The organism is Vibrio sp. B1Z05, assembly GCF_052955985.1.
Window position 1 is genome coordinate 921,637 of sequence record NZ_CP130464.1, and the last position, 22,012, is coordinate 943,648.

The window sequence follows — 22,012 nt, forward strand, 5'->3', positions numbered from 1 at the left end:
AATAGATGTGCATAGAGAGAAATGTCTCACCTTATCGGCGCAAACAAGAGGTGCAACCACGGCACGCTGAGCGCGTAGCTGGGTCTAACCTTCCCCGTTGAATTTTACAATACGCATTTCTTAACACCCTGCGCGCTGCAAACCAATCATCGGGCTTTTCCAATAGCAAATAACCGTTAAATCTTTTTAGCAATGGCAAGCGATACTCTTCGATGCATTGGCGTTCAAAGTCCACTTCAAAATACTCAAACACTTGCTCTAAAGAAGTGAAAGATTGTAGTTTTTGTTGAATGTCGTTAAAGCTCATACTCACTGCCATCTGCTATTTGGTTACCGCCATCACCACAAACAAGTTTTGACTCACTAACTCAGCCAATTATTGTCTGCGATAAGTGCTCCATGTTACCGCAAAGCAAAGCTGTCGTCTCAGCCTCTAACAACTGAATAATTTAACCTCTTGAAGCCACACCAAGAATGTATACTTAGCCCTAAATTAATTTTATAGGATAAACAGATGATCGTACTTTCGACCAACCTCGGTGATATCAGTATCGTTCTCAACAAAGACAAAGCACCCGTGAGTACTAAAAACTTTTTAAAGTATTGCGAAGAAGGCTTCTTTGAAGGCACGATTTTCCACCGCGTGATCGATGGTTTTATGATTCAAGGTGGCGGGTACAACGAAAAGTTACTCGAAAAAGAAACCTACGCTCCTATCGTGAATGAAGCAAACCGAGGATTGAAAAATAAGCTAGGTACCGTAGCGATGGCTCGCACCGATGCACCACATTCTGCCACCTCGCAGTTTTTCATTAACCTTGATGACAATGACTTTCTCGATTACACCGCCACAACAAACCAAGGTTGGGGTTATACGGTCATTGGTGAAGTCACTGCGGGAATGGATGTGGTCAATGCCATTGCAAAACGAAAAACACATTCACTATTTGGTATGGACGATCTTCCTATTGAGTCTGTTGTTATTGAAAAGGTAACAATCAGCGAATAGTCACTCCCCTCACGCTGATTAAAACTGATAGGTTAAGGGGCAGATTTCGGTGCTTCCGATTGTTAAGACGTAGGTATCACCTAACACATCATATGAGCACAATCGGCTAAATCCAGACGTTTCATCATCTTTAAAGAAACCCGTTTTCTTAGCGCTCGGTGCGGGTTTGCTTAGCTTTGGCAGTGTATCAAACTCATAAGTCAACGGGCACAAGTCCGTTGATTTTATATTTAGGCTATGTGTATCACCCAACACATCGTAATAACACACCTGAGTAAAGGCTTGGGTGTCTTTGCTTTTTAGAAAGCCCGTTGCCGCTTGCGTATTGGCGGAGAACAAAACAAACAGCATCACCAATATGGAGGCGATAGCATTATGTGCAGTAACATCTGCAGCAATATCGCTTATCTTCGAACGCCAAAGCTGCATTTTGTGTTTTTGATTTTGTTTTGAATTTTCTAACAACACCGAAACCTTCCGCTTAATCAAACTGCTTTAGTTAAAATACACATTCGTGAGTAAACCACAAACTCTGCCGTCGACATTTACATTATTAACATTTAGCGCCACACTTTCTTTACTTAACTTGTCGTCTACTCAATAATTACTATCGTATGCGAGTTAAATTATTGAACTAATTACCTTAATTAATGGATAAGGCAATGACTATGAAAAAAGTAATACTTAGCCTTTGTGCGATGCTTTTAATCAGCTTTACTGCACACGCAAGTAATCAAGTGCCAATAGATAATGGACTTATCTCAATGAAAAGTCATTACGACGTTACCACTACTGCCGATAGATTGGTTGATGCCCTCAAAGAAAAAGGCATGACCACCTTTGCACGAATTAAGCATTCTGAAGCAGCCGGAAACGTCGGCATAACGCTGCGCCCGACCGAACTTGTGTTATTTGGCAACCCCAAGGTAGGTTCTCCGCTAATGGTCTGCCAGCAAAGCGCGGCTATCGACCTACCACAAAAAGCGCTTATTTCGGAAGATGAGCATGGTTTGGTTTGGCTAACTTACAACGACCCAAACTACTTAAAAGCGCGACACAACATCATGGGTTGCGATGAAGTCATCGGCAAAATAAGTAAAGCGCTGAATATGTTTGCAACCAAAGCCACCCAACCATAATTTGCTCTGCGAACAAGGAGTGTAATCTAGTTGTACTCCTTGTTTCGTCTAATCACTAAATATTAAATATAAGATCTCACTCAAATAGCCACCTCGCCGTTAACCTCACCTTATTCTACTTTTTGCTATTTTAAATTTTACGTTATGCACTGTACTTTATAGGTATCTTCTGGCTTCAATTGATACTTCCGGCATTATATTGCCATCATTTCCTTTCACTACTGCTTAAAATTCAACCTAAAAGTGGCACACTATCAAAACAAGTGTTCATGTTTTTTCTCTGTATGAAGATTATTCTCTCTACAAAGAAAGGTCGTCTTGTATAGACACTGAGAATTTTTAAAGGCAGACAACATGAAATACACTTTATTTGCATTAGCTTTAACACCTGTACTTCTGACAGGCTGTGGCGGTGGTTCAAGCTCTAGTGACCATGGTGCCCAGCAAGATTTGAACAAGGCACCAAGTGTCACTCAAAACACTAATTCACCGTCAGCTAACAGCGATATCGACACTACTATCGATAAGCTAGATAATAAACAGAACTACAATATCCCTGTTAGTATGGTGGCTAAGGCTCAATATCAAAAACTGCAGAATAAAGAAGATGCTCACTTAAAGTCTATTCAACATTCCAATGCAAAAAACATGTCATTGAAACAAAAACAAATAGCGCAAGCCGAAGTAGATAAGTGGTTAGCTGAAGATAATCACCAGCAAATCGCCATGACATTTGAAGATGCAGGCTTTACCGAACAGCAGGTATACCAACTTTGTGATACTATTCAAACCTCAAGTAGTACCATTTTTACATGTACAATTGAACCAAAATTTAAAGGTCGACGCTCTACCGTATATACCATGCACAATAGTAGCTGGTTTCGTGTAGATGCGAATACTACTGGATTTGTAAAAATGACTTACAATCCAACTAATAACAAAATGGTACTAACAAAGATTTTTTCTAGTGACGATGCCGATACACTGAAAGATATAACGAATCTTAAAACGGTAGACTTAAATGGTGTTAGTTCCTCATCAGTTTATATCACTGAAAACAAAGAGAAAAATGAAGTCACGGTCACTATTGCTCTAACCATGAACAACCCGATTATAAAAGAATTAAAAAGCATGTATCTAAATGATAATAATGCCCATGCAATTACACAGCTGAAATTATCAGACAATAAAAATTTCAGCATTGCCTTTACCAAAGGGCTAGAAACATCTGAAGCAAATGGGGATGACTTAGCGGTATTTAATAGCAATATCCAAGAAATTATTACCGTAGCAGGTCAATAATCCCAACACCAATAACCTCTATCAACATGATGACCGCTCTTTGAGCGGTCATTTTTTTATGCTAGTTAGAAATCAACCACAGCGTTTCCGCTACTGCCACCGCCGTTGCTAACAAAGCGATGGTTTTCCAAAACAACAGCGGGTTTCTCTTTATTAGTGGGCTGTCTTTTAACTCTTTTTGCAACACACTATTAGGCATATACAAGTCGGCAATAAAATCACCAAGCACTTGATAACGTCGATGTGGAAGGTGATGAGTGGCTTTACGAAACACTAAGTCAACCCAAGATGGAATGTCCGTTCGATAATCCACTAAAGAACGATATTCCCATTTAGTATGCCTTGCCGCTTGTAAATTTTGACTGGTGGTGGGTTTATAAGGCAACTCACCGGTTAGCATTTCAAAACCAATCACCGCCACTGAAAACAGATCTGACACTATGCTCGCTTTACCCGAATCGATATATTCAGGAGCAATGTAATTGACTGCGCCCAACGGGGTAGAATCGCGGGATTCGGGCGTAATTTCTTCTAGCCCTTTTACTTTTACCGCGCCAAAATCAATAATTTTCACCTCGGCTGCGGGAGTAATCATGATGTTTTCTGGCTTAAGATCTCGGTGCACCATATCTGCACGCTGGAAAACTCGCAGTGCTTTGATAATCTCATCTAACAGAGTGCGGGTTTCTTGTAAGCTTGCTTTCGGATTATCATACATCCACTGACGCAAGGTAATCCCCTGAATATACTCACATATTTGATAGACAAAACGACTGTCGTTGGGGCTTGGATATACCCGCATCACTCGCGTATTCTTGAGCTGAGCCCCTACCCACTGTTCGTTAGCAAAGGCTTTTAGATAATCAAGATCATCGCGATAATGCTCAGAGGGCGCTTTTAATACTCGTCGCTTGCTCGTCAATTCGTCTTCAACCAAATACACATGACTACGCGAACCTGAATACAGCACCTTAAGTACTCGAAATTGTTCGAGTTTATTGCCCTCTTGCAAAACAGGCGGAATCGAGCGCGCCAGCATAGAAAACTGATGTTCCGGTAAGGTGTGCGCAGGTAAGTCTTTCACATCGAACACCAATGCACTTAAGTTATCTTGGCTGCCTTGCTCAAAGGCGTCATGACAAAGTAAGTCGCAAATTTCTTGCGGTGTATATTGACTCGAACTGGCTAAGGGAGTGATATCAATAGTGTCATGTACCCCATCTGAGGTAAGGATAAATCTATCTCCTTTTTGTAAACTCACCTTCTGGTAGTCCACATCAAGGTTAGAATCCATGCCTAAAGCTCGGGTCAGGTATGCGTGATTGGCTAAGTTGGTTCTTTGGTGATCTTTGGTGAGAAGTTGCAGTTGTCCATCTCTGAACAAGTGAATACGCGTGTCCCCTACATGGAAAAGATGAGCGGTATTGGATTTAATGACCACACAACTAAAGGTTGTCACTAATCCGTTGTGAGTTAGTGCTTGCTTGCTCCCTTCTTCATACAGCCACGTATTAATAGCCGTTAAGATTTTACCTGCTGAATGTTTGATACTCCAACTACTTGGGGTGGCAAAGTAATCATTCACAAACTGCACCACGGCGGTATGACTTGCTCTTTGACTGTGGTCACTGCAACTCACGCCGTCGGCAATACAGGCCACGATTCCCTTGTGTGTGAGTTCGTCAGCACTATCAGGAATCTTTAATAAAATAGCATCCTGATTTTGCGTGCGAGCGCCAACTAGCGACGCCCCCGCATGTTGTAATTTAAGTGTAGAGATTGGCATATTCATCAATAATCACTTATTAGCATAGAGCCCAACCTTGATGTGAAAGCAGCTGTTGAATATAGCTACCATCCACCAAGATTGAGCTCTATTCCTGGCTAGTTAGAGACGTCGATTAAGGTCACACTACCGTCCTTATTCACCTCAGCAATTTTACCGGTCGGCTCCTCCATGAAAATCAAAGTCACAAAGCCCAATACGGCCGTTGCCGCAATCACGTAGAAGAAGGTTTGATAATCAACAAAAGAGAGAATGGTTAAATAAGTCACCGCGCCCACATTACCGTACGCGCCTGTCATACCGGCAATCTGACCTGTCATTCTGCGTTTAATTAGAGGAACCGTTGCAAACACCGCACCTTCACCCGCTTGTACAAAGAATGAACATAGCATAGCCGCGGCTACTGCAAGCCATACTGGCCAGTGACTGCCCACTTGCCCCATCAAGAAGTACCCAACTGCAAGACCTGCTGTAAGGATTAATAGTGTTGGTTTACGACCAAATTTATCGGAAATCCAACCGCCACCGGGACGCGACATTAAGTTCATAAAGGCATACGCCGATGCCACCATACCGGCAAGTACCGGAGTCAGTTCAAAGGTTTCAGCAAAGAATAGCGGTAGCATAGACACCACGGCTAACTCAGAACCAAAAGTTGCGAAATACAGCACGTTCAGCACCGCAACTTGCTTGAATTTATATTGGTGGATCTCTTCTACAGGCTTTTCAAATACGGTTTTATTCACTTTCCATACTTGGCTCACTTCCAACAAATAAAGCGCCGCCAAGCCTGCATAGATACAGTTTACGATAAAGTCTGACAGCATACCGATGCCGCTAGGAGACAGTTTCCATGCCAATAAACCTAACACCGCATACATAGGAATTTTCATGATCAATAGGAAGAAGAAGTCGCCCTTTGAAGTCACTTCCATTGCAGTCACATGCTTAGGTTTAAAGTAAGTCGAGCCTTTTGGTGTATCGGAAACTGAACGATAAAAGATAACCGAGAACACTAAGCTCATTAGGCCTGTAATCGCTACCGCGTAGCGCCAGCCTTCATCACCGCCAAACAAGATAGCGATAGTCGGTAGAGTAAATGCTGCCGCAGCAGAACCAAAGTTACCCCAGCCGCCATATATGCCTTCAGCGGTACCCAACTCATTGTGCGGGAACCATTCTGAGACTAGGCGAATACCAACCACAAAGCCTGCACCAATAAAACCGAGTAAGAAACGGGCAATTGCAGCCTGTATAAAGGAGTCAGCAAAGGCAAACATAAAACACGGGATGGAACACACCGCCAGTAGCGCTGAATAAACCAATCTTGGGCCAAACCTATCGGTCAGCATACCGATAACCACACGTGCTGGTATGGTAAGGGCTACGTTTAAAATCAATAAGGTTTTGATCTCTTGGGTACTCAGCCCTAGTGTCTCTTTTACCATTTGCAATAAAGGTGCAAAGTTAAACCAAACCACAAAGGTAATAAAAAAAGCCATCCAACTTAAATGTAAGACTTTCATTTTTCCGCTAAACGAAAACAGAGAAAATTTACTGTTATCCATAATATAAATCCTTTTTTTGTTGCTTAATTTAAGCGACAGCTTCCTGCTTAAAGGGTGAAAAATTGACTTGCTCGCCGTTCATTACAATGAAAGGCGCTGCAGTGACAGGCATTACGCTGCCACCGCTTCACTAACCTGAATTTGAATAGCTCCATCAATAAGACGAACCGGATAGGTTTTTATCGTGCATTCTGGTTTTTCAATGCATTGCCCCGTCTGCAAATTGAAGTGCTGTTTGTACAAAGGAGACGCCACGCAAGGCTCACCTTCAAAGCAACCTATGATGCCTCGTGAAAGCACTTGCGCTTTACCAATTGGGTCATAGTTTGAAATAGCGTACAGCGTGTTGGTGCGCTGATAGTTAAATACCGCTATCTGTCTGCCATTAACAAGAGCACAGACTCCGACATTGGGAGCGATATCTTGTATATCGCAGATCGTTTGCCAATTATTCATATTCTCTCTCCTTGATAAAAATGACGTCTATTTCGCATAAATTTATATTGTCGGTTTTAGCCACTAGTTCACCTCAACCACATCGATAATTTGTTCACTACTTTGGGTATTAGATGAGGAATCAACAGTGCTACTAGGGAATCGCTGCTCACGTTCCGACACAAAGCTCAGCGTGTCATCACGTTGCTCACTATTGATAAAATGGCTAAATCGCTTCAGTTTTTCTGGAGACTGCAAAGTGGTTTTCCACTCACATTGGTATTGAACGATAGTGTTTGCCATCTCTTTTTCAAGCTCTGCCGCAAGGCCTAGTTTGTCTTCAACAACCACTTCTCTTAGGTAATCTAAACCGCCTTCAAGGTTTTCCATCCATACCGAAGTACGTTGCAGGCGATCAGCGGTGCGAATATAAAACATCAACATGCGGTCGATATATTGAATCAGGGTGGCTTCGTCTAAATCAGTCGCCAGTAAGTCAGCATGACGCGGACGCATGCCTCCATTACCACACACATACAAGTTCCAGCCGTTTTCGGTGGCTATAATGCCAACATCTTTAGACTGAGCCTCAGCACATTCTCGGGTACAACCTGAGACCGCAAATTTAATTTTGTGCGGAGAGCGCAGGCCTTTGTAGCGGTTCTCTACATCAATGGCTAAACGCACACTGTCACCCACGCCGTAACGACACCAAGTGCTACCCACACAAGACTTCACAGTACGTACAGATTTTCCGTAGGCATGTCCGGTTTCAAAGCCGGCATCCACCAGTTTTTGCCAAATAATCGGTAAATCGTTGAGCTGTGCACCAAACAGATCCACACGTTGACCACCGGTGATCTTGGTGTACAGATCAAACTCTTTTGCCACTTGTCCTAACACAATCAGGCGATCTGGGGTGATCTCTCCTCCAGCAATGCGTGGCACCACTGAATAAGTACCGTCTTTTTGCATATTGCCTAGGTAGATATCATTGGTGTCTTGCAGCTCCATATGCTCGTTTTGCAAAATATAGTCATTCCAAAACGAGGCTAATATTGAGCCCACGGTTGGCTTACACACTTCACAACCATGGCCTTTGCCATATTGGGCTAAAAGCTGTTCAAAGGTTTTGATCTGATTGACTCGAACAATGTCGCTAAGCTCTTGACGCGAATAGGCAAAGTGCTCACAAAGGTCGTTATTCACTTCCACGCCTAAGCTCAGTAATTCCGCATCAAGCACTTGTTTTGCCAGTGCACTACAACCGCCACAACCTGTTGAGGCGTTAGTGGTCTCTTTAAGCGAAGCTATAGTGTTACAACCCGCCTGCACCGCCTGCTTGATATCGCCTTTAGTGACATCAAAACATGAACAAATCACCGCGCTATCAGGCAAGGCATCCACGCCCATTCCCGCAGACTCTTCGCCCGCAACATTGGGTAAAATCAATACCGATGGATTGGCAGGCAAAGGCATATCATTTTGCTTCATCTGCAAGAGCGTGCCATACGCCTCAGCATCGCCCACCAGCACCGCGCCAATGATCTTTGAGCCATCTTCAGAGACAATTAAACGCTTATATATTTGATCGATTTCATCACTAAAGGTGTACGACTGAGCGCCTTCAGTTTGGTCGTGAACCTCACCAATACTAGCCACATCTACGCCCAGTAATTTCAATTTGGTGCTCATATCCGCGCCAGTAAATGCTGCGCTGTCAGCCTCATTCTCATCTTGTAATAAATGCTGAGCGGCCACTTTCGCCATTTGATAACCCGGTGCGACCAAACCAAAAATCTTGCCATCCCACAGGGCACATTCACCTATCGCATACACATCTTTGGCACTGGTTTGGCAGTAGTCATCAATCACTATCCCGCCACGTTCGCCAATTTCAATATCGGCTTGTCTTGCCAGTTCATCTTGCGGACGAATGCCTGCCGAAAACACAATCATGTCGGTTTCTAGATGCGAACCATCGGCAAAATTCATGCGGTAACGGGCGTTTTCTCCTGCCACAATTTCAGTGGTGGCTTTTTCGGTGTGTACCGAAACGCCTAACGATTCGATTTTTCTGCGCAGCAGTGCGCCGCCGCCAGCGTCTAACTGCACTGCCATCAATCTTGGAGCAAATTCCACAACGTGTGTTTGTAGTCCAAGCTCTTTAATAGCATTGGCCGCTTCAAGCCCCAGCAAACCGCCACCCACAACTACGCCGCTTTGACTTAACTTGCTCGACTCTTCAATAGCATCTAAATCTTCTAAAGTGCGGTACACATGACAGTGTTCACTGTCGTTACCTGGAATGGGTGGCACAAATGGGTAAGAACCTGTCGCCAGCACTAAGGTGTCATAAGGCTCAACTCGGCCGCTCTCAGTGATGACTTGCTTAGCTTGCGTATCAAGCTTTACCACCTTGTCACTGACGACAAATTTAACCCCGTTTTCGTTGTAATATCCTTCATCGGCAAGCATCAACTCTTGCGCGCCATTGCCGGTAAAGTAAGAAGTAAGATGCACGCGGTCATAGGCAAGACGAGGCTCTTCTGAAAAGGTAATGATCTCCAAATCATCGTTTTTTTGCTGTAACAAGTTTTCGATATATTTGTGGCCAACCATTCCGTTACCAACAACGACTACTCTTTGCTTATTCATAATTTTCATTCCTTGAAATCTAAATTTATCTCACGTGAGCGTGGGGTTACGCCGTCAATGGCAACACTTGTTTGCGTTTAGTTTGCTGTAACTGATGCTGAGTCAGCTGGCTAAGCCAATTCATCTGCTCTGCAATAGACACCACTTCACCCACCACAATAAGCGCTGGGGATTGAATTTGATGTTGAGTTTTAAGTGCGGTGAGCTGATCCAGTTTGCCAATATGTACGCGCTGATTAGGCGTACAACCATTTTCAATGAAAGCAACTGGCGTTTCTTTACTCATCCCGCCCGACAGCAGTTTTTCCATCAACATATCGGTTTTACTTAGGCCCATATAAAAAACCAAGGTTTGCTTGAGCTGCGCCAGAGCATCCCAATTAATATCTAACTTCTTATCTGCATGCGCAGTAATAAAAGTACAGCCTTGCGCCAAACCACGATGCGTTAAAGGAATATTGGCATAGCTAGTACAGCCCGACGCGGCAGTAATACCGGGAATAACATCCACTTCGACACCTTGCTTGGCAAGCATTAGCATCTCTTCACCGCCACGACCAAACACAAACGAGTCACCGCCTTTCACTCGGCAAACGTGCTCACCTTTTAAGGCTGCATCCAATAGCAAATCATTAATATCTGGCTGAGTCGCACTGTGTTTGCCCTTTGCTTTGCCGACAAAAACGGTCTTTGCATCTTTAGGAAACAGGGCTCTAATTTGTTCGCTGACTAGATTGTCATACATAATAAATTGAGCTTGGGTGATCGCTCGGTATGCTTTTACTGTGAGAAGATCTGGGTCACCAGGGCCGGCTCCAACTAGGGTTACACGCCCTACATAATTTGCTTGTCTTTGCATCATATTGCTCCTCAATCTCTTCACCGCATCTTGTTTCGCGTATCGCTTATTTAAAAACGACTAATTTTGTCAGTGCTTCTGAGAGGGAGCTTGCAATTTAGATACCAACATTAAATAAACAGTCAGAAATAAATTAATAAGCCATTAATAAACAACAGGTTATGAGGTGTACATTTTATTAACTAAACCAATAAAACTAATCAACAAACATCCAGAGCAACAGAAAATGACCCTTTGCGGTGCAATAAGACTCAACTTGGTGCATATAAAAGTAAACCTCATTATTTATAACTCAAAAACAATACCACTTTAGTGGTAGATGTATTTTCAAGTATTTGATAATAAAGTGTTATTTTTATATTTATTGAATTTTAGCAACTTGGTTTGATTTTTGCTTGTTAACCAATAGAGATAAAGATACCAATTAAGGATTAGCTATGACTTCGCAAGATGAAGGATGGATCAAAACGACCTGTGCATACTGTGGTGTAGGCTGCGGAGTAGAAGCAAGGCCTAAACTGTCTGGCGAGCTTGAAATAAGAGGCGATAAATCCCATCCGTCCAATTACGGTAAGCTCTGCACTAAAGGCATTGCCCTTGGAGAGACGGTCATTCACGACGGACGCTTACTCTCTCCTACCTTAAAAACAGAGCAAGGTGATCAAGCAATCACTTGGGACGAAGCCACCGCAAAAGTCGCAGCAGGCTTTGCTCGCACCATACAAGAGCACGGCGCAGATTCGGTAGCGTTTTATGTCTCAGGACAACTGTTGACTGAAGATTATTACGTCGCTAACAAGCTCATCAAAGGTTTTATGGGTACCGCCAACATCGACAGTAACTCACGTCTGTGTATGGCCTCTTCTGTCGTGGGGCACAAGCGAGCATTTGGTAGCGATACTGTGCCGATCTGCTACGAAGATCTTGAACAAGCAGAAATGGTGGTGATAGTAGGCTCAAACCTTGCGTGGTGTCATCCAGTGTTATTTCAGCGATTACGCACTGCAAAACAGTCCAATCCAGCGCTCAATATCGTCGTTATCGACCCAAGAAGAACCGACACCTGTGATATTGCCAATACTCATCTAGCTCTGGCATCAGGCTCAGACGTTGCGCTCTTTAATGGGCTGTTGTCCCAGCTTGCTAATAGCGAGGCTCTAGATGATGCCTTTATTGCCTCGCATACCTCTGATTTTGATAGCGCAGTAAGCAAGGCGCATGCTCAATCTGATATTGAACAAATCACTCAATTAAGCTCGCAACAGTTGGAAGACTTTTACCAAAACTTCGCCAATACCGAGCGCGTGGTGACTATCTACTCACAAGGGGTGAACCAATCCAGTAGTGGTTCAGATAAAGTAAATGCCATTCTTAATTGTCATCTTGCGACTGGCAAAATTGGTAAAGCAGGCAGTGGTCCCTTTTCTGTGACTGGTCAGCCAAACGCGATGGGTGGTCGAGAAGTCGGCGCGCTTGCCAACACACTCACCGCGCACATGGAATTTGATAACCCTGAGCATATCCGCTTAGTCAGTGATTTTTGGGATACAGATAATCTAGCGACAAAACCGGGGTTAAAGGCCATTGAACTGTTTGACGCCATTGAATCCGGCAAAATAAAAGCGGTTTGGATCATGGCGACTAACCCTATGGTTAGCCTGCCAAATTCGGCCAAGATTAAATCCGCGCTGAGTCGATGTCCGCTAGTGGTGGTGTCCGACTGTATTGCAGATACTGAAACCACACGTTTGGCTGATATCGTATTGCCTGCGCAAGGTTGGAGTGAAAAATCGGGTACGGTCACTAACTCGGAGCGTCGCATCTCTAGGCAGAGACGCATTCTTCCAAGCCCAGGGCAAGCTAAACCAGATTGGTGGATCATCAGTCAAGTAGCAACAAAAATGGGTTATCAGCATGCCTTTAACTACCAACACGAAGGCGAGATTTTTCGAGAATACAGCCAATTAACGTGTGTGGGTAATGACAAAGGTCAGCGAGATTTGAATCTGATTGGCTTAACTTGCTTAAACGATCAAGGTTATAGCCACTTAACCCCGCAGCAGTGGCCCGTTAGTGCTCAGCAACAACAAATCGTTAATCAAAGGCTATTTAGTGATGGGCGTTTTTATACCAAAGATGAAAAAGCGCGATTTATCCCCGTTACTTTTAAATCCCCTATCGCTACAACAGACAAGCAAACGCCTTTAATATTAAACAGCGGGCGCGCGCGCGATCACTGGCACACCATGAGCCGTACCGGTCTATCAGCAAAACTTGCCGAACATGCCAGCGAACCTTATGTACAAATTCACCCAGATACCGCAGTCAAATTTGCCATTCAAGATGGGCAACTGGCTTGGGTTGCCAATGCACAAGGTAAGAGCTTAGTGCGCGCTTGTGTCACTACTGACGTTTCTACCCAGCAATTATTTATGCCAATTCATTGGAATGACACTACCGCTAAAAATAGCAAACCTTGCACCCTGATAGCCAACACCACAGATGCTATTTCTGGACAACCCGAATTTAAACATTCCCCGGTCACTATTGCGCCATTTATAAGTCGCAGTTGCGCCATTTTTATCTCTAATAAAACCATTTCATTGAGCGGCGTGGATTATTGGGTAAAACAAAAAGTAGCAAACGGTTATTTATATCGCATCGAATCTCACAGCTCAGTGAGCCAATTAGCTTCTCTATTAAAACCACATTTGCAAACTCAAAATCTGCGACACATCAGCAATGAATCTAGCCAAGAGGGAGCGCGTTGGATCACTTTAAATGAAGAGAGGCCGACACAACTTCTTTGCGTACAAAAGAGCTTTAATAACAATGAAATAGAAGAGATTAAACAGGCCTTTAATCAACCATTAACGTTAATTGAAGCCAACGAAATCATTCATACATCGAGCCTAAAAAAGGCTCAATTAACACCCGTATAACCTGACAGATTTTGGCGTTATTTTGCTTATATAAAAAGTAAGAATGATTAGCATTAAACACTATTGATAATCAATCTCATTTTTATCCTATGTAATAATCATCTAATTGCTTAATATATTCAAGCAAAGCAATGCCTTATCAGAATACTTAACTATACTTTTGCGTAACGTTACATTTCCTCCAACACGCAGTATGGAGGCTCGGAAAAGGATTTATACCGATGAGACTGTTTGTATTAGCAATTTTAGGGTTTAGTGCCAGTGTCTTTGCGCAAGATGATGGCACAACACAAGATGCCCAATTTGAAGTAGGTAAAGCCAAGGCAAAAGTATGTATGACGTGCCATGGTGAAGACGGCATTTCAACCTTAGATCCCTACCCTAACCTTCGTGGTCAAAAGCTTGGGTATCTGATCTCCTCCCTTAAAGATTATAAAGCCAGAGAGCGAACCAGTGGCCTAGCCATTTTAATGCAGCAACAAGCTGACTCGCTATCTGATCAAGACATTGAAGACATTTCGTACTTCTTCTCAAAGATCGGTCAAGAACCTCAGCAGTAAAGGATTAACTGATGGAAAACGAAACCACGGTGTACAGCACCAAGGTCGTCAAATATTTTGTAGTGGCGTCCGTCACATGGTCAATCATAGGTATGATTGTTGGGGTGGTACTTGCCGCACAACTGTATTGGCCGGTACTTAATTTTGATTCTGAATATTTTCAATTTGGTCGACTGCGCCCCTTACATACCTCGGGGGTAATTTACGGATTTGTGGTCAATATTTTGATGGGTGCTTCGCTGTATATTGCGCAGCGCACAGGGCAATGTGGGCTATTTAATAAAAGCCTAGCATGGATGGTATTTTGGGGTTGGCAGTTGGTTCTGCTACTGGCCGTGTTATCACTACCTCTGGGCTACACCACATCAAAAGAGTATGCCGAACTTGAATGGCCAATCGACCTTCTTATCGTATTAGTTTGGGTGCTGTACGCCATCCTTTTCTTTGGCACTATAGCCAAAAGAAAGGTCAATCACATCTTTGTTGCAAACTGGTTTTTTGCCGCATTTATTATTGTGATTGCACTGATCTTCGTCATCAATAACCTTGCGCTACCTGCCTCACTCACCAAGTCATATTCGGTGTTTGCCGGCGCGCAAGATGCCATAGTGCAATGGTGGTGGGGACACAATGCAGTGGGCTTCTTGCTGACCGCAGGCGTTATCGGTATGAACTACTACTTCATACCTAAAGTCTCTGAGCGACCAATTTATTCCTATCGCCTTTCTGTGATTCACTTTTGGGGATTAGTCGGTTTTTACACTTGGGCAGGCACGCACCATCTTATTTACTCTTCTGTGCCTATTTGGGTGCAAAATATTGGCATAGTGATGTCATTAATTTTGTGGCTGCCATCTTGGGGTGGCGCATTTAACAGTGCCATGACCCTATTGCAAAATAAGCAAAAACTGAAAAACGACTACATCATGATGTTTTTCTTCTCCGCCATCCTTTACTACTGTCTGGCGACCTTTGAAGGCCCATTACTGGCAATTCGTTGGTTTAACATGATGGCACATAACACCGAATGGATTATCGGCCACGTACACTCAGGCGCTTTAGGCTGGGTAGGCATGTCGGGTATCGCGGTGTTCTACTACTTCATCCCGAAACTGTGGGATAAAGACAAGCTCTGGTCTACTCGGCTGATCAAATGGCACTTTTGGTTAGCCCATGCAGGGGTGGCAATTTATGCCATTGCATTGTGGGTGGCAGGCATTGGTGAGGGCTACATGTGGCTTGCTCAAAATGAAAATGGCGAACTAATTTACAGCTTTGTAGAGGCGATGAACTTTAAAGCGCCATGGCTATTCCTGCGTTTCTTTGGTGGTGCCTTGTTTGTACTTGGCTTATTCCTGATGGTGTTCAACCTGTATAAGACCGTCACTACACCAAAGTTTGTACTTAAAAGGGAGGCATCATAATGAGTAAGGATTTCACACAGTCAGTTTTTATTCTGATCATTGCCACCATAGTGGTAGCCTCGTTTTCTATCTTGGTTCTGATTGTGCCAAACATAGTCAGGGGCCCGGAGTTGGCAGCAAATAGCCAAGCCAAACCTCTGACCGCGATTCAAGTAGCAGGACGTGATATCTACATCAGTGAAGGGTGTCACGTTTGTCACACGCAGATGGTGCGCCCTATAGAGCCTGAGGTAAAACGTAATGGCCGCGCCAACCAAGAACCGGATGACATCTATGAGTTTCCAAACCTTTGGGGCTCAAAACGTACTGGCCCAGACTTAACTAACCTAGGTCGAAAATATTCTGACCAATGGCATGTTTTGCATTTAGTGAATCCCAGAGACGTTATCCCAACCTCAATTATGCCGTCCTATCCATGGCTGTTTGAGCAAAAGCTTTCCGGTGATGATATTACCGATAAAATGCGCACTCTGCGCACCCTTGGGGTGCCGTATAGCGACAACGAAATTGCCGATGCTCGTCTGCAAGTTCGCGGTAAAACCAAAGGCGAAGCGCTTATTCATTATCTACAAAGTTTAGGGGTTGATACAGCAGAGGAGATCCAATAATGAGTAATTTCTGGAATCTATGGGCTGTTATCTGCACGATTGTTTTTTTGCTATTAATGGTCAGTATCATCGTCAAATATTGGCGAAAAAACCATGACGCTGATGCCAATAAGGCGTTGGGTACCTTTGATGGTATCGATGAAAATGACGCCCCTCCGCCAAAACTATTATTTATTAGTTACTTTGTGGCTTTTTGTTTATCAGTCGGGTTTTTAGTGCTTTATCCCGGTCTTGGTAACTGGGAAGGGCTAATGGGTTGGAAGCAAAGCGATGATAAATTAAGTTCACCAACCACTACCCTTGATCAACAAATTGCCTCAGTAAGCGATACTTCACTGGCTAGCCTGGCGCAAAATAGTGATATTACAGATTCAGGGCGAATACTGTTTCAAACCCATTGTGCCGCGTGTCATAGAGACAACGCTCAAGGTCAGAAGCACTTTCCTAACCTAATTGACAATGATTGGCTCTATGGTGGTAGCGATGAAGCCATTCTTCACTCCATCGAAAAAGGTCGTAATGGCGCGATGGCGGGCTACAACGAAGTACTCAACGAAGATGAAATATCAAAACTTTCATACTTCTTAGCATCGTTGAACCAACGTCATACCGATGTTCCGCCCGTGAAAGTGGAACTTGGGAAACAGCTGTTTAAACAATATTGTTCGGCTTGTCACGGCGATGGCTCTGAAGGCAACGTTGATATTGGTGTACCGGTGCTCTCTGATGATATCTGGCTACACGGTGGTAGCATCGAAGAGATCCAGCATACCATTAAGTTTGGTCTGAACAACGTGATGCCGGCCTTTGATAAGCAACTGACTCGCAACGAGATTTTAGCCATTGGCGCCATGCTAACGAAATCTCGAATCGATGCAGATGCGCACATTGCTAGCCTAGATAGTGAGGCGATTAAGCGCGGTGAATACTTAGCACATGCCGGAGATTGTGTCGCTTGTCACAGCGCCGAAGGCGGCGAACCTTTTGCGGGCGGACTGCCGTTTGTAACACCATTTGGCACCGTTTATTCAACCAACATAACCCCTCACGCCAGTGAAGGTATTGGTGAATACAGCTATGAAGACTTTAAAGCAGCATTGGTTGATGGTAAAGGTCGTCATGGCTATTTATATCCAGCAATGCCTTACACCTCATATCAATATGTTAAAGAACAAGATATGCAAGATATGTGGGAATACCTGCAGTCGATCACAGCAGTAGCAAGACGCAACGACGACAACAGCATGATATTCCCATCTAACATTCGACTTGGATTATTGAGTTGGAATATTGTCTTTATGGATACCGCACCACTTCAATATGAAGTGCCGGCAGAAATCAAAGACAGCGTTGATGATGTTGAAAAATGGCAACAAGGCAAATATTGGGTGGCAGGTTTAGGGCACTGTTCTGAATGTCATTCACCTCGAAACCTTGCGCAAGCTATCATCAGCGATCGTATCTTCCAAGGTAATATCATTGATGGTTGGAATGCGCCGGATATCACTGCCAATGAGCTGTATATCGATGGCTGGGATACGCAAGTACTTACTGACTTCTTACACACTGGACACTCCGATAAAGGAACCGCTTTTGCAGGTATGGCCGATGTGGTGAAAAACAGTTTGAGCTTGATGACCCGAGATGATGTTGAAGCGATGGCGTATTACCTCATTAAAGGTGACACCAATAACTTTGTTAGTGCGGATGCAAAACCTCTACAGCCGAAAGGCTTTGATGAAAGCGCCTACAATTCAGACATCTATCCTATCTATCAGCAAACCTGTGGAGCCTGTCATGGCGCTGATGGTAAAGGACGCAATCCAATTGCACCGGCACTGCTCAATAACGGCATTATCATGCACAGCGACCCATTTAACACCATAGCGGTCACCGTGCGCGGACTAGAGCCAACCTATTTGGTAGAAGATAAAAACTTTATGCCAATGGTGAGTTTTGAAGATGTGCTCTCTGATCAAAAACTGGCAGAGCTGATCACCTTTGTTCGCTACCATTTAGGGGCGAGAGACATTGTCGTTTCAGAAGAAGATGTCAAAGAGGTACGAGAAACTCTTGAAAAAGCAGGTTATGCAGGCGGTGTGCACACCACTCCAGATATGTACGACCAGCGAGATCGCAACATTAATATCAAATAGTATTGATATTGTGAAATAGTCACATTAAGTGATGAGAAAAACCCCAAAATTTCTTTTGGGGTTTTTTATTAGCGGAAACTTTCCATAATCTAAGCGTTGTTTTAGGAGCGGTTTCTAAAACCTTGTTCTAAAGCCCACTAGCTGTGATTATTTTTTTACTCGTTCTAGGACAGAAGAATCGGTATGTGCAAAAGCGTTGCCGTAAATATCGAGTGCGGTTGTTTGCGAGTAAGTTAATGTATCGCCATCGATTTTAATATTCATCGTAAAATCAGTCGTTGATGCATTTGCCGTCATGTAATTAGACTCTGCAATACCACGAGCGGCTACTTTTAGACTCATCTCGTTGCCCGCAGGGCCTTCAGCTGTTACACAAGTGGTTCTAGGCACACAGTAAGAGTTGTAAACCATGTGGTTGTCTTTATCGTAAATTAGGTATCCACGCTGATCGTGGAATTTTGTATCATCTAATTTACGGAAAACTTCTTGCTTGTAGTAAAGTGCTACTAGATATTGCTCGCTGGCATTTTTCGCATCAGCCGCGACTTCAAAAGTCATTACTTCATAGAAAGGGGTAATTGCAGGAGCCCCTTTACCTTGAGTTGTTCCTTCTTGTGCAGGGGAAATATCAACACCACCACTTTCCACTGATTTCCAAGTACCGACAAACTGAGCTAATGGTCCAAAATCTAGGCCATTAATAACGGTGTTATCGTGATCAGCGAGGGCGCTACAAGGGGCTAATAAAGCGAGTGCAATTATAGACTTAAGTTTCATGTCGTATCCATTTATTGTTGTTGTTAATGACCTCGCAATAGTAACGAAACCAAATAATAAATAAATTAACGAAAGCCACTTATCTGACTACAGTAGCAAACAAATATGTAACCACATATGAATGAAATAAAAACATAAACGATTATCTTTTTGTTTGCTTATTTTATCTAATCCGAAAAAAGGAAATAAAAACAAAACTTAATGTCGGCATCATATTTATCTAACATTCTTAGAGCCTAAAACTGTTGCAACACATCAGACCAAAAAATGTAAACGAATGGCAATTAACGTAACAGTTCGCTTGAAATATATGCACATACCGACTAGCTACTCAACTTACATCGAAATTTAAAGCTAGTGTACTTGGTCACTCCTTCTTGAATGTGCACATTTTTCGCTTTGACAATACGTTTTGGTAATACCCTCTAAGTTCATTACTTTCCAACATTGCAATGATATCTTGCATGTCTAGTTTTTCATCGACGGGAGTGATTAGCTAATTAATACCAATCACACTAAGTAAGTGATCAGAACTAGCGCAGGAAAAATGCTCGAGAACAAGGCAGAATTTTTCGATAAGTAGTGATTCTACAATCAAAAATTCTAACGCCGTTATCGAGCATTTTAACAAGCTAGAATGAGCAGTTATTTAGTACGATTGGTATAAAACCCTTGAACTGAACCTGATGTGCCCAAATCTAAGATATAGAAACTAGGTTAATTTTTATTATCGATAAAACAATGACCTAACTAGGGAACTTTTTCTCGGATCTTTCATCTATTATTTATCGCTTTGCTCGCAACAAGGAACAATTACATGCCAGCGCAGTCTTTCCAGCAACTACAACGCTACTTAGAAACCCAAGTTATTGGTCAGGACAATCTTGTTAAACAACTGCTTGTCGCACTTCTCGCCGATGGTCACATTTTGGTAGAGGGACCTCCTGGATTGGCAAAAACTCGCGCCGTAAAATCTTTGGCTGACTGTATTGAAGGGAGTTTTCATCGAGTTCAATTTACCCCAGATTTACTACCATCAGATTTAACAGGTACCGATGTTTATCGTCCAGAGACCGGTGAATTTCAGTTCAAGCCCGGCCCTATTTTTCATTCATTAGTTCTAGCGGATGAAGTGAACCGTGCTCCCGCTAAAGTACAAGCAGCCATGCTTGAAGCTATGGCTGAAAAACAAATCAGTGTCGGACAAACTACATATCCACTGCCTGAACTGTTTTTAGTGATGGCAACACAAAACCCCATCGAGCAAGAAGGTACCTACCCGTTACCTGAGGCACAACTAGACCGCTTTTTACTGCACCTAGAAGTGGATTATCCAAATGCACAAAGCGAGTTGGATATTTTGCGCTTAAACCGCGGCGAAGCGTTGGGTGAAGTGAGTACCTTTACCCACAAATTGTCACAGCAAGATATTTTTGAAGCGCGTCGTCAGGTACTGTCTATTCACATGGCAGAAACCATCGAGAAATACATCATACGTTTGATTATGGCGACCCGTGAGCCAAGCGCTTATAGCGAACAACTCAGCAACTGGATAGAAATGGGCGTAAGCCCGCGCGCCACCATTGCACTCGACCGTGCGGCTCGTGCCAATGCATGGCTTTCCGGGCGCGACTTTGTTAGCCCAGAAGACATCCATGCCGTCATCTACCCAGTGCTTCGTCATCGCTTATTGTTGACTTATCAAGCTCAAGCAGAAGGCATCAACGGCAATAAAGTCATCGAAGAGCTTCTGCGCACTGTAGCATCAGCATAAGGCAACAAGCATGTTTGAAGGTTTAAAAGCGCATGCTTTTTGGGGCAGGAGTGCCCATCGTTCGCATAAAACAGAGCAGACGTTATCGTCTGCTCACCTGCCCGACAGCACCAATGGCGTAACTGTCAGTATTGACGAGCTGAGTTTTTATCAACTGCACGGAAAACGCTGGCAACCACCAGCCAAAAGCCTATGGTCACAACTCAATGGGCAACATTCTAGCTCACGCAAAGGGCGCGGAATGACGTTTTCGGAAGTGCGTCAGTACCAAGCAGGCGACGATGTGCGCCAAATAGATTGGCGCGTAACCGCACGCACAGGTAAAGTGCACACCAAACTGTTCACCGAAGAGCGTGAACGCCCCGTGATTTTATTTCTAGATTTAACCCCCAGCATGTTCACTGGCACACAGTTGCTGCTTAAATCAGTACAAATGTGTCACCTTGCCAGCTTATTAGCATGGATAGCCATCGCCAACAAAGATCGCGTCGGCGCTTTCATCCGCTGCGGCAACCACATCACAGAAATAAGGCCATCCACATCTAAAGTCGCCCTACTGCAACTGCTCAATAAACTGTGTGAAGTGCATAACCAGGGGCTATATGGTCAGCTTGATAGCGTCAGTTCTGAACAAAACGATTCTATGCAACTTATCGCCAATCGCTGCAAAAAAGGTAGTGAATTAATCATTTTAAGCGATTTTTCTGCCTTCTCCGAAGCTGACATTAAACTGGTCACCCAGATATCAGCCCACAACAGAGTAAGAGCAATCCAAATATACGACCCAATAGAAATGGGGGACACCCATGCTAAAGGCGTACAAAAACTGCAAGCAAAAGAGCATATCGTTTCTGTTAACTTATCCAGTCGTAAAGCCAAAAATGCCATTAAAAATGCGTTTGAACAGCAGCAGCAATTATTGACTGAACAATTAAGTCAGTACGGTATCGCACTTTCTCAGATTTCAAGCGGTACCCCGGTTTTACAACAACTTTTACATCATTCACTTAAGTAA

The 22,012-nt window shown here is 43.5% G+C and carries 18 protein-coding genes; 10 read left to right on the forward strand and 8 right to left on the reverse strand.

What is annotated here, in order from left to right:
• Positions 1-31: 31 nt before the first annotated feature.
• Positions 32-307, reverse strand: coding sequence for a nitrogenase-stabilizing/protective protein NifW (locus tag QV280_RS16660; protein ID WP_039970782.1), 276 nt, complete (start codon positions 305-307; stop codon positions 32-34).
• Between the two features lie 207 nt (positions 308-514).
• Here QV280_RS16660 and QV280_RS16665 point away from each other — a divergent pair, with 207 nt between their 5' ends.
• Positions 515-1,009: a peptidylprolyl isomerase gene (locus QV280_RS16665; protein WP_152820117.1), complete on the forward strand. Its 495-nt coding sequence runs from the start codon at positions 515-517 to the stop codon at positions 1,007-1,009.
• A gap of 18 nt (positions 1,010-1,027) precedes the next feature.
• Here QV280_RS16665 and QV280_RS16670 read toward each other — a convergent pair whose 3' ends face one another.
• Positions 1,028-1,477: a hypothetical protein gene (locus tag QV280_RS16670; protein ID WP_367869553.1), complete on the reverse strand. Its 450-nt coding sequence runs from the start codon at positions 1,475-1,477 to the stop codon at positions 1,028-1,030.
• Between the two features lie 194 nt (positions 1,478-1,671).
• On the opposite strand from QV280_RS16670, the gene QV280_RS16675 reads away from it, so the two are divergent.
• A complete protein-coding gene (locus QV280_RS16675; RefSeq protein WP_216643770.1) occupies positions 1,672-2,148 on the forward strand; it encodes a DUF302 domain-containing protein in 477 nt (158 codons plus the stop codon).
• Positions 2,149-2,502: 354 nt separating this feature from the next.
• Positions 2,503-3,450 carry a hypothetical protein gene (locus tag QV280_RS16680; RefSeq protein ID WP_152820119.1) on the forward strand — a complete coding sequence of 316 codons (948 nt, stop codon included), beginning with the start codon at positions 2,503-2,505 and terminating at the stop codon, positions 3,448-3,450.
• A gap of 61 nt (positions 3,451-3,511) precedes the next feature.
• Here QV280_RS16680 and QV280_RS16685 read toward each other — a convergent pair whose 3' ends face one another.
• The 5 genes from QV280_RS16685 to cobA form a co-directional block, all read right to left on the reverse strand.
• Entirely contained in the window at positions 3,512-5,242 is a 1,731-nt protein-coding gene (locus tag QV280_RS16685) for a bifunctional protein-serine/threonine kinase/phosphatase (protein ID WP_152820120.1), read from the reverse strand.
• 92 nt (positions 5,243-5,334) lie between these two features.
• Complete coding sequence (locus QV280_RS16690; protein WP_023404575.1) at positions 5,335-6,804, reverse strand: NarK family nitrate/nitrite MFS transporter; 1,470 nt, start codon at positions 6,802-6,804, stop codon at positions 5,335-5,337.
• A gap of 111 nt (positions 6,805-6,915) precedes the next feature.
• Positions 6,916-7,260 (reverse strand): nitrite reductase small subunit NirD, encoded by a 345-nt coding sequence (gene nirD / locus QV280_RS16695; protein ID WP_152820121.1) that lies wholly within the window; start codon positions 7,258-7,260, stop codon positions 6,916-6,918.
• A 63-nt stretch (positions 7,261-7,323) separates the two neighbouring features.
• Positions 7,324-9,897 carry a nitrite reductase large subunit NirB gene (gene nirB / locus QV280_RS16700; RefSeq protein ID WP_152820122.1) on the reverse strand — a complete coding sequence of 858 codons (2,574 nt, stop codon included), beginning with the start codon at positions 9,895-9,897 and terminating at the stop codon, positions 7,324-7,326.
• A 46-nt stretch (positions 9,898-9,943) separates the two neighbouring features.
• Entirely contained in the window at positions 9,944-10,756 is an 813-nt protein-coding gene (gene cobA, locus QV280_RS16705; RefSeq protein WP_152820851.1) for a uroporphyrinogen-III C-methyltransferase, read from the reverse strand.
• 437 nt (positions 10,757-11,193) lie between these two features.
• Between cobA and QV280_RS16710 the strand changes: the two genes are divergently transcribed.
• The 5 genes from QV280_RS16710 to QV280_RS16730 all read left to right on the forward strand — a co-directional run bounded on the left by QV280_RS16710 (position 11,194) and on the right by QV280_RS16730 (position 18,446).
• Positions 11,194-13,698, forward strand: a complete 2,505-nt coding sequence (locus tag QV280_RS16710; protein WP_152820123.1) for a molybdopterin oxidoreductase family protein — start codon at positions 11,194-11,196, stop codon at positions 13,696-13,698.
• A gap of 221 nt (positions 13,699-13,919) precedes the next feature.
• Positions 13,920-14,258 (forward strand): c-type cytochrome, encoded by a 339-nt coding sequence (locus QV280_RS16715; protein ID WP_152820124.1) that lies wholly within the window; start codon positions 13,920-13,922, stop codon positions 14,256-14,258.
• 11 nt (positions 14,259-14,269) lie between these two features.
• Positions 14,270-15,682, forward strand: coding sequence for a cytochrome-c oxidase, cbb3-type subunit I (ccoN, locus tag QV280_RS16720; protein WP_152820125.1), 1,413 nt, complete (start codon positions 14,270-14,272; stop codon positions 15,680-15,682).
• A complete protein-coding gene (locus tag QV280_RS16725) occupies positions 15,679-16,290 on the forward strand; it encodes a cbb3-type cytochrome c oxidase subunit II (RefSeq protein WP_174375522.1) in 612 nt (203 codons plus the stop codon). Before ccoN ends, QV280_RS16725 begins: the two co-directional genes overlap by 4 nt.
• Positions 16,290-18,446: a c-type cytochrome gene (locus tag QV280_RS16730; RefSeq protein WP_152820126.1), complete on the forward strand. Its 2,157-nt coding sequence runs from the start codon at positions 16,290-16,292 to the stop codon at positions 18,444-18,446. Before QV280_RS16725 ends, QV280_RS16730 begins: the two co-directional genes overlap by 1 nt.
• Positions 18,447-18,593: 147 nt before the next feature.
• Here the strand turns inward: QV280_RS16730 and QV280_RS16735 are convergent, their stop codons facing one another.
• Positions 18,594-19,223 (reverse strand): heme-binding beta-barrel domain-containing protein, encoded by a 630-nt coding sequence (locus QV280_RS16735; RefSeq protein WP_152820127.1) that lies wholly within the window; start codon positions 19,221-19,223, stop codon positions 18,594-18,596.
• 817 nt (positions 19,224-20,040) lie between these two features.
• Here QV280_RS16735 and QV280_RS16740 point away from each other — a divergent pair.
• Together QV280_RS16740 and QV280_RS16745 are read left to right on the forward strand one after the other, a co-directional pair.
• The gene (locus QV280_RS16740) at positions 20,041-20,997 is read left to right on the forward strand and encodes an AAA family ATPase (protein ID WP_023404222.1); all 957 of its coding nucleotides are present in this window, start codon (positions 20,041-20,043) and stop codon (positions 20,995-20,997) included.
• Positions 20,998-21,007: 10 nt separating this feature from the next.
• On the forward strand, positions 21,008-22,012 hold the full coding sequence (locus QV280_RS16745) for a DUF58 domain-containing protein (RefSeq protein WP_152820128.1): 1,005 nt from the start codon (positions 21,008-21,010) through the stop codon (positions 22,010-22,012).

Coding starts and splice junctions, on each gene's coding strand:
- nirD (WP_152820121.1), bottom strand. CDS start 7,260: ATGAATAATTGGCAAACGATCTGCGATATACAAGATATCGCTCCCAAT.
- QV280_RS16730 (WP_152820126.1), top strand. CDS start 16,290: ATGAGTAATTTCTGGAATCTATGGGCTGTTATCTGCACGATTGTTTTT.
- QV280_RS16745 (WP_152820128.1), top strand. CDS start 21,008: ATGTTTGAAGGTTTAAAAGCGCATGCTTTTTGGGGCAGGAGTGCCCAT.
- QV280_RS16665 (WP_152820117.1), top strand. CDS start 515: ATGATCGTACTTTCGACCAACCTCGGTGATATCAGTATCGTTCTCAAC.
- QV280_RS16740 (WP_023404222.1), top strand. CDS start 20,041: ATGCCAGCGCAGTCTTTCCAGCAACTACAACGCTACTTAGAAACCCAA.
- QV280_RS16675 (WP_216643770.1), top strand. CDS start 1,672: ATGACTATGAAAAAAGTAATACTTAGCCTTTGTGCGATGCTTTTAATC.
- QV280_RS16735 (WP_152820127.1), bottom strand. CDS start 19,223: ATGAAACTTAAGTCTATAATTGCACTCGCTTTATTAGCCCCTTGTAGC.
- nirB (WP_152820122.1), bottom strand. CDS start 9,897: ATGAATAAGCAAAGAGTAGTCGTTGTTGGTAACGGAATGGTTGGCCAC.
- QV280_RS16685 (WP_152820120.1), bottom strand. CDS start 5,242: ATGAATATGCCAATCTCTACACTTAAATTACAACATGCGGGGGCGTCG.
- cobA (WP_152820851.1), bottom strand. CDS start 10,756: ATGCAAAGACAAGCAAATTATGTAGGGCGTGTAACCCTAGTTGGAGCC.
- QV280_RS16690 (WP_023404575.1), bottom strand. CDS start 6,804: ATGGATAACAGTAAATTTTCTCTGTTTTCGTTTAGCGGAAAAATGAAA.
- QV280_RS16680 (WP_152820119.1), top strand. CDS start 2,503: ATGAAATACACTTTATTTGCATTAGCTTTAACACCTGTACTTCTGACA.
- QV280_RS16715 (WP_152820124.1), top strand. CDS start 13,920: ATGAGACTGTTTGTATTAGCAATTTTAGGGTTTAGTGCCAGTGTCTTT.
- QV280_RS16710 (WP_152820123.1), top strand. CDS start 11,194: ATGACTTCGCAAGATGAAGGATGGATCAAAACGACCTGTGCATACTGT.
- ccoN (WP_152820125.1), top strand. CDS start 14,270: ATGGAAAACGAAACCACGGTGTACAGCACCAAGGTCGTCAAATATTTT.
- QV280_RS16660 (WP_039970782.1), bottom strand. CDS start 307: ATGAGCTTTAACGACATTCAACAAAAACTACAATCTTTCACTTCTTTA.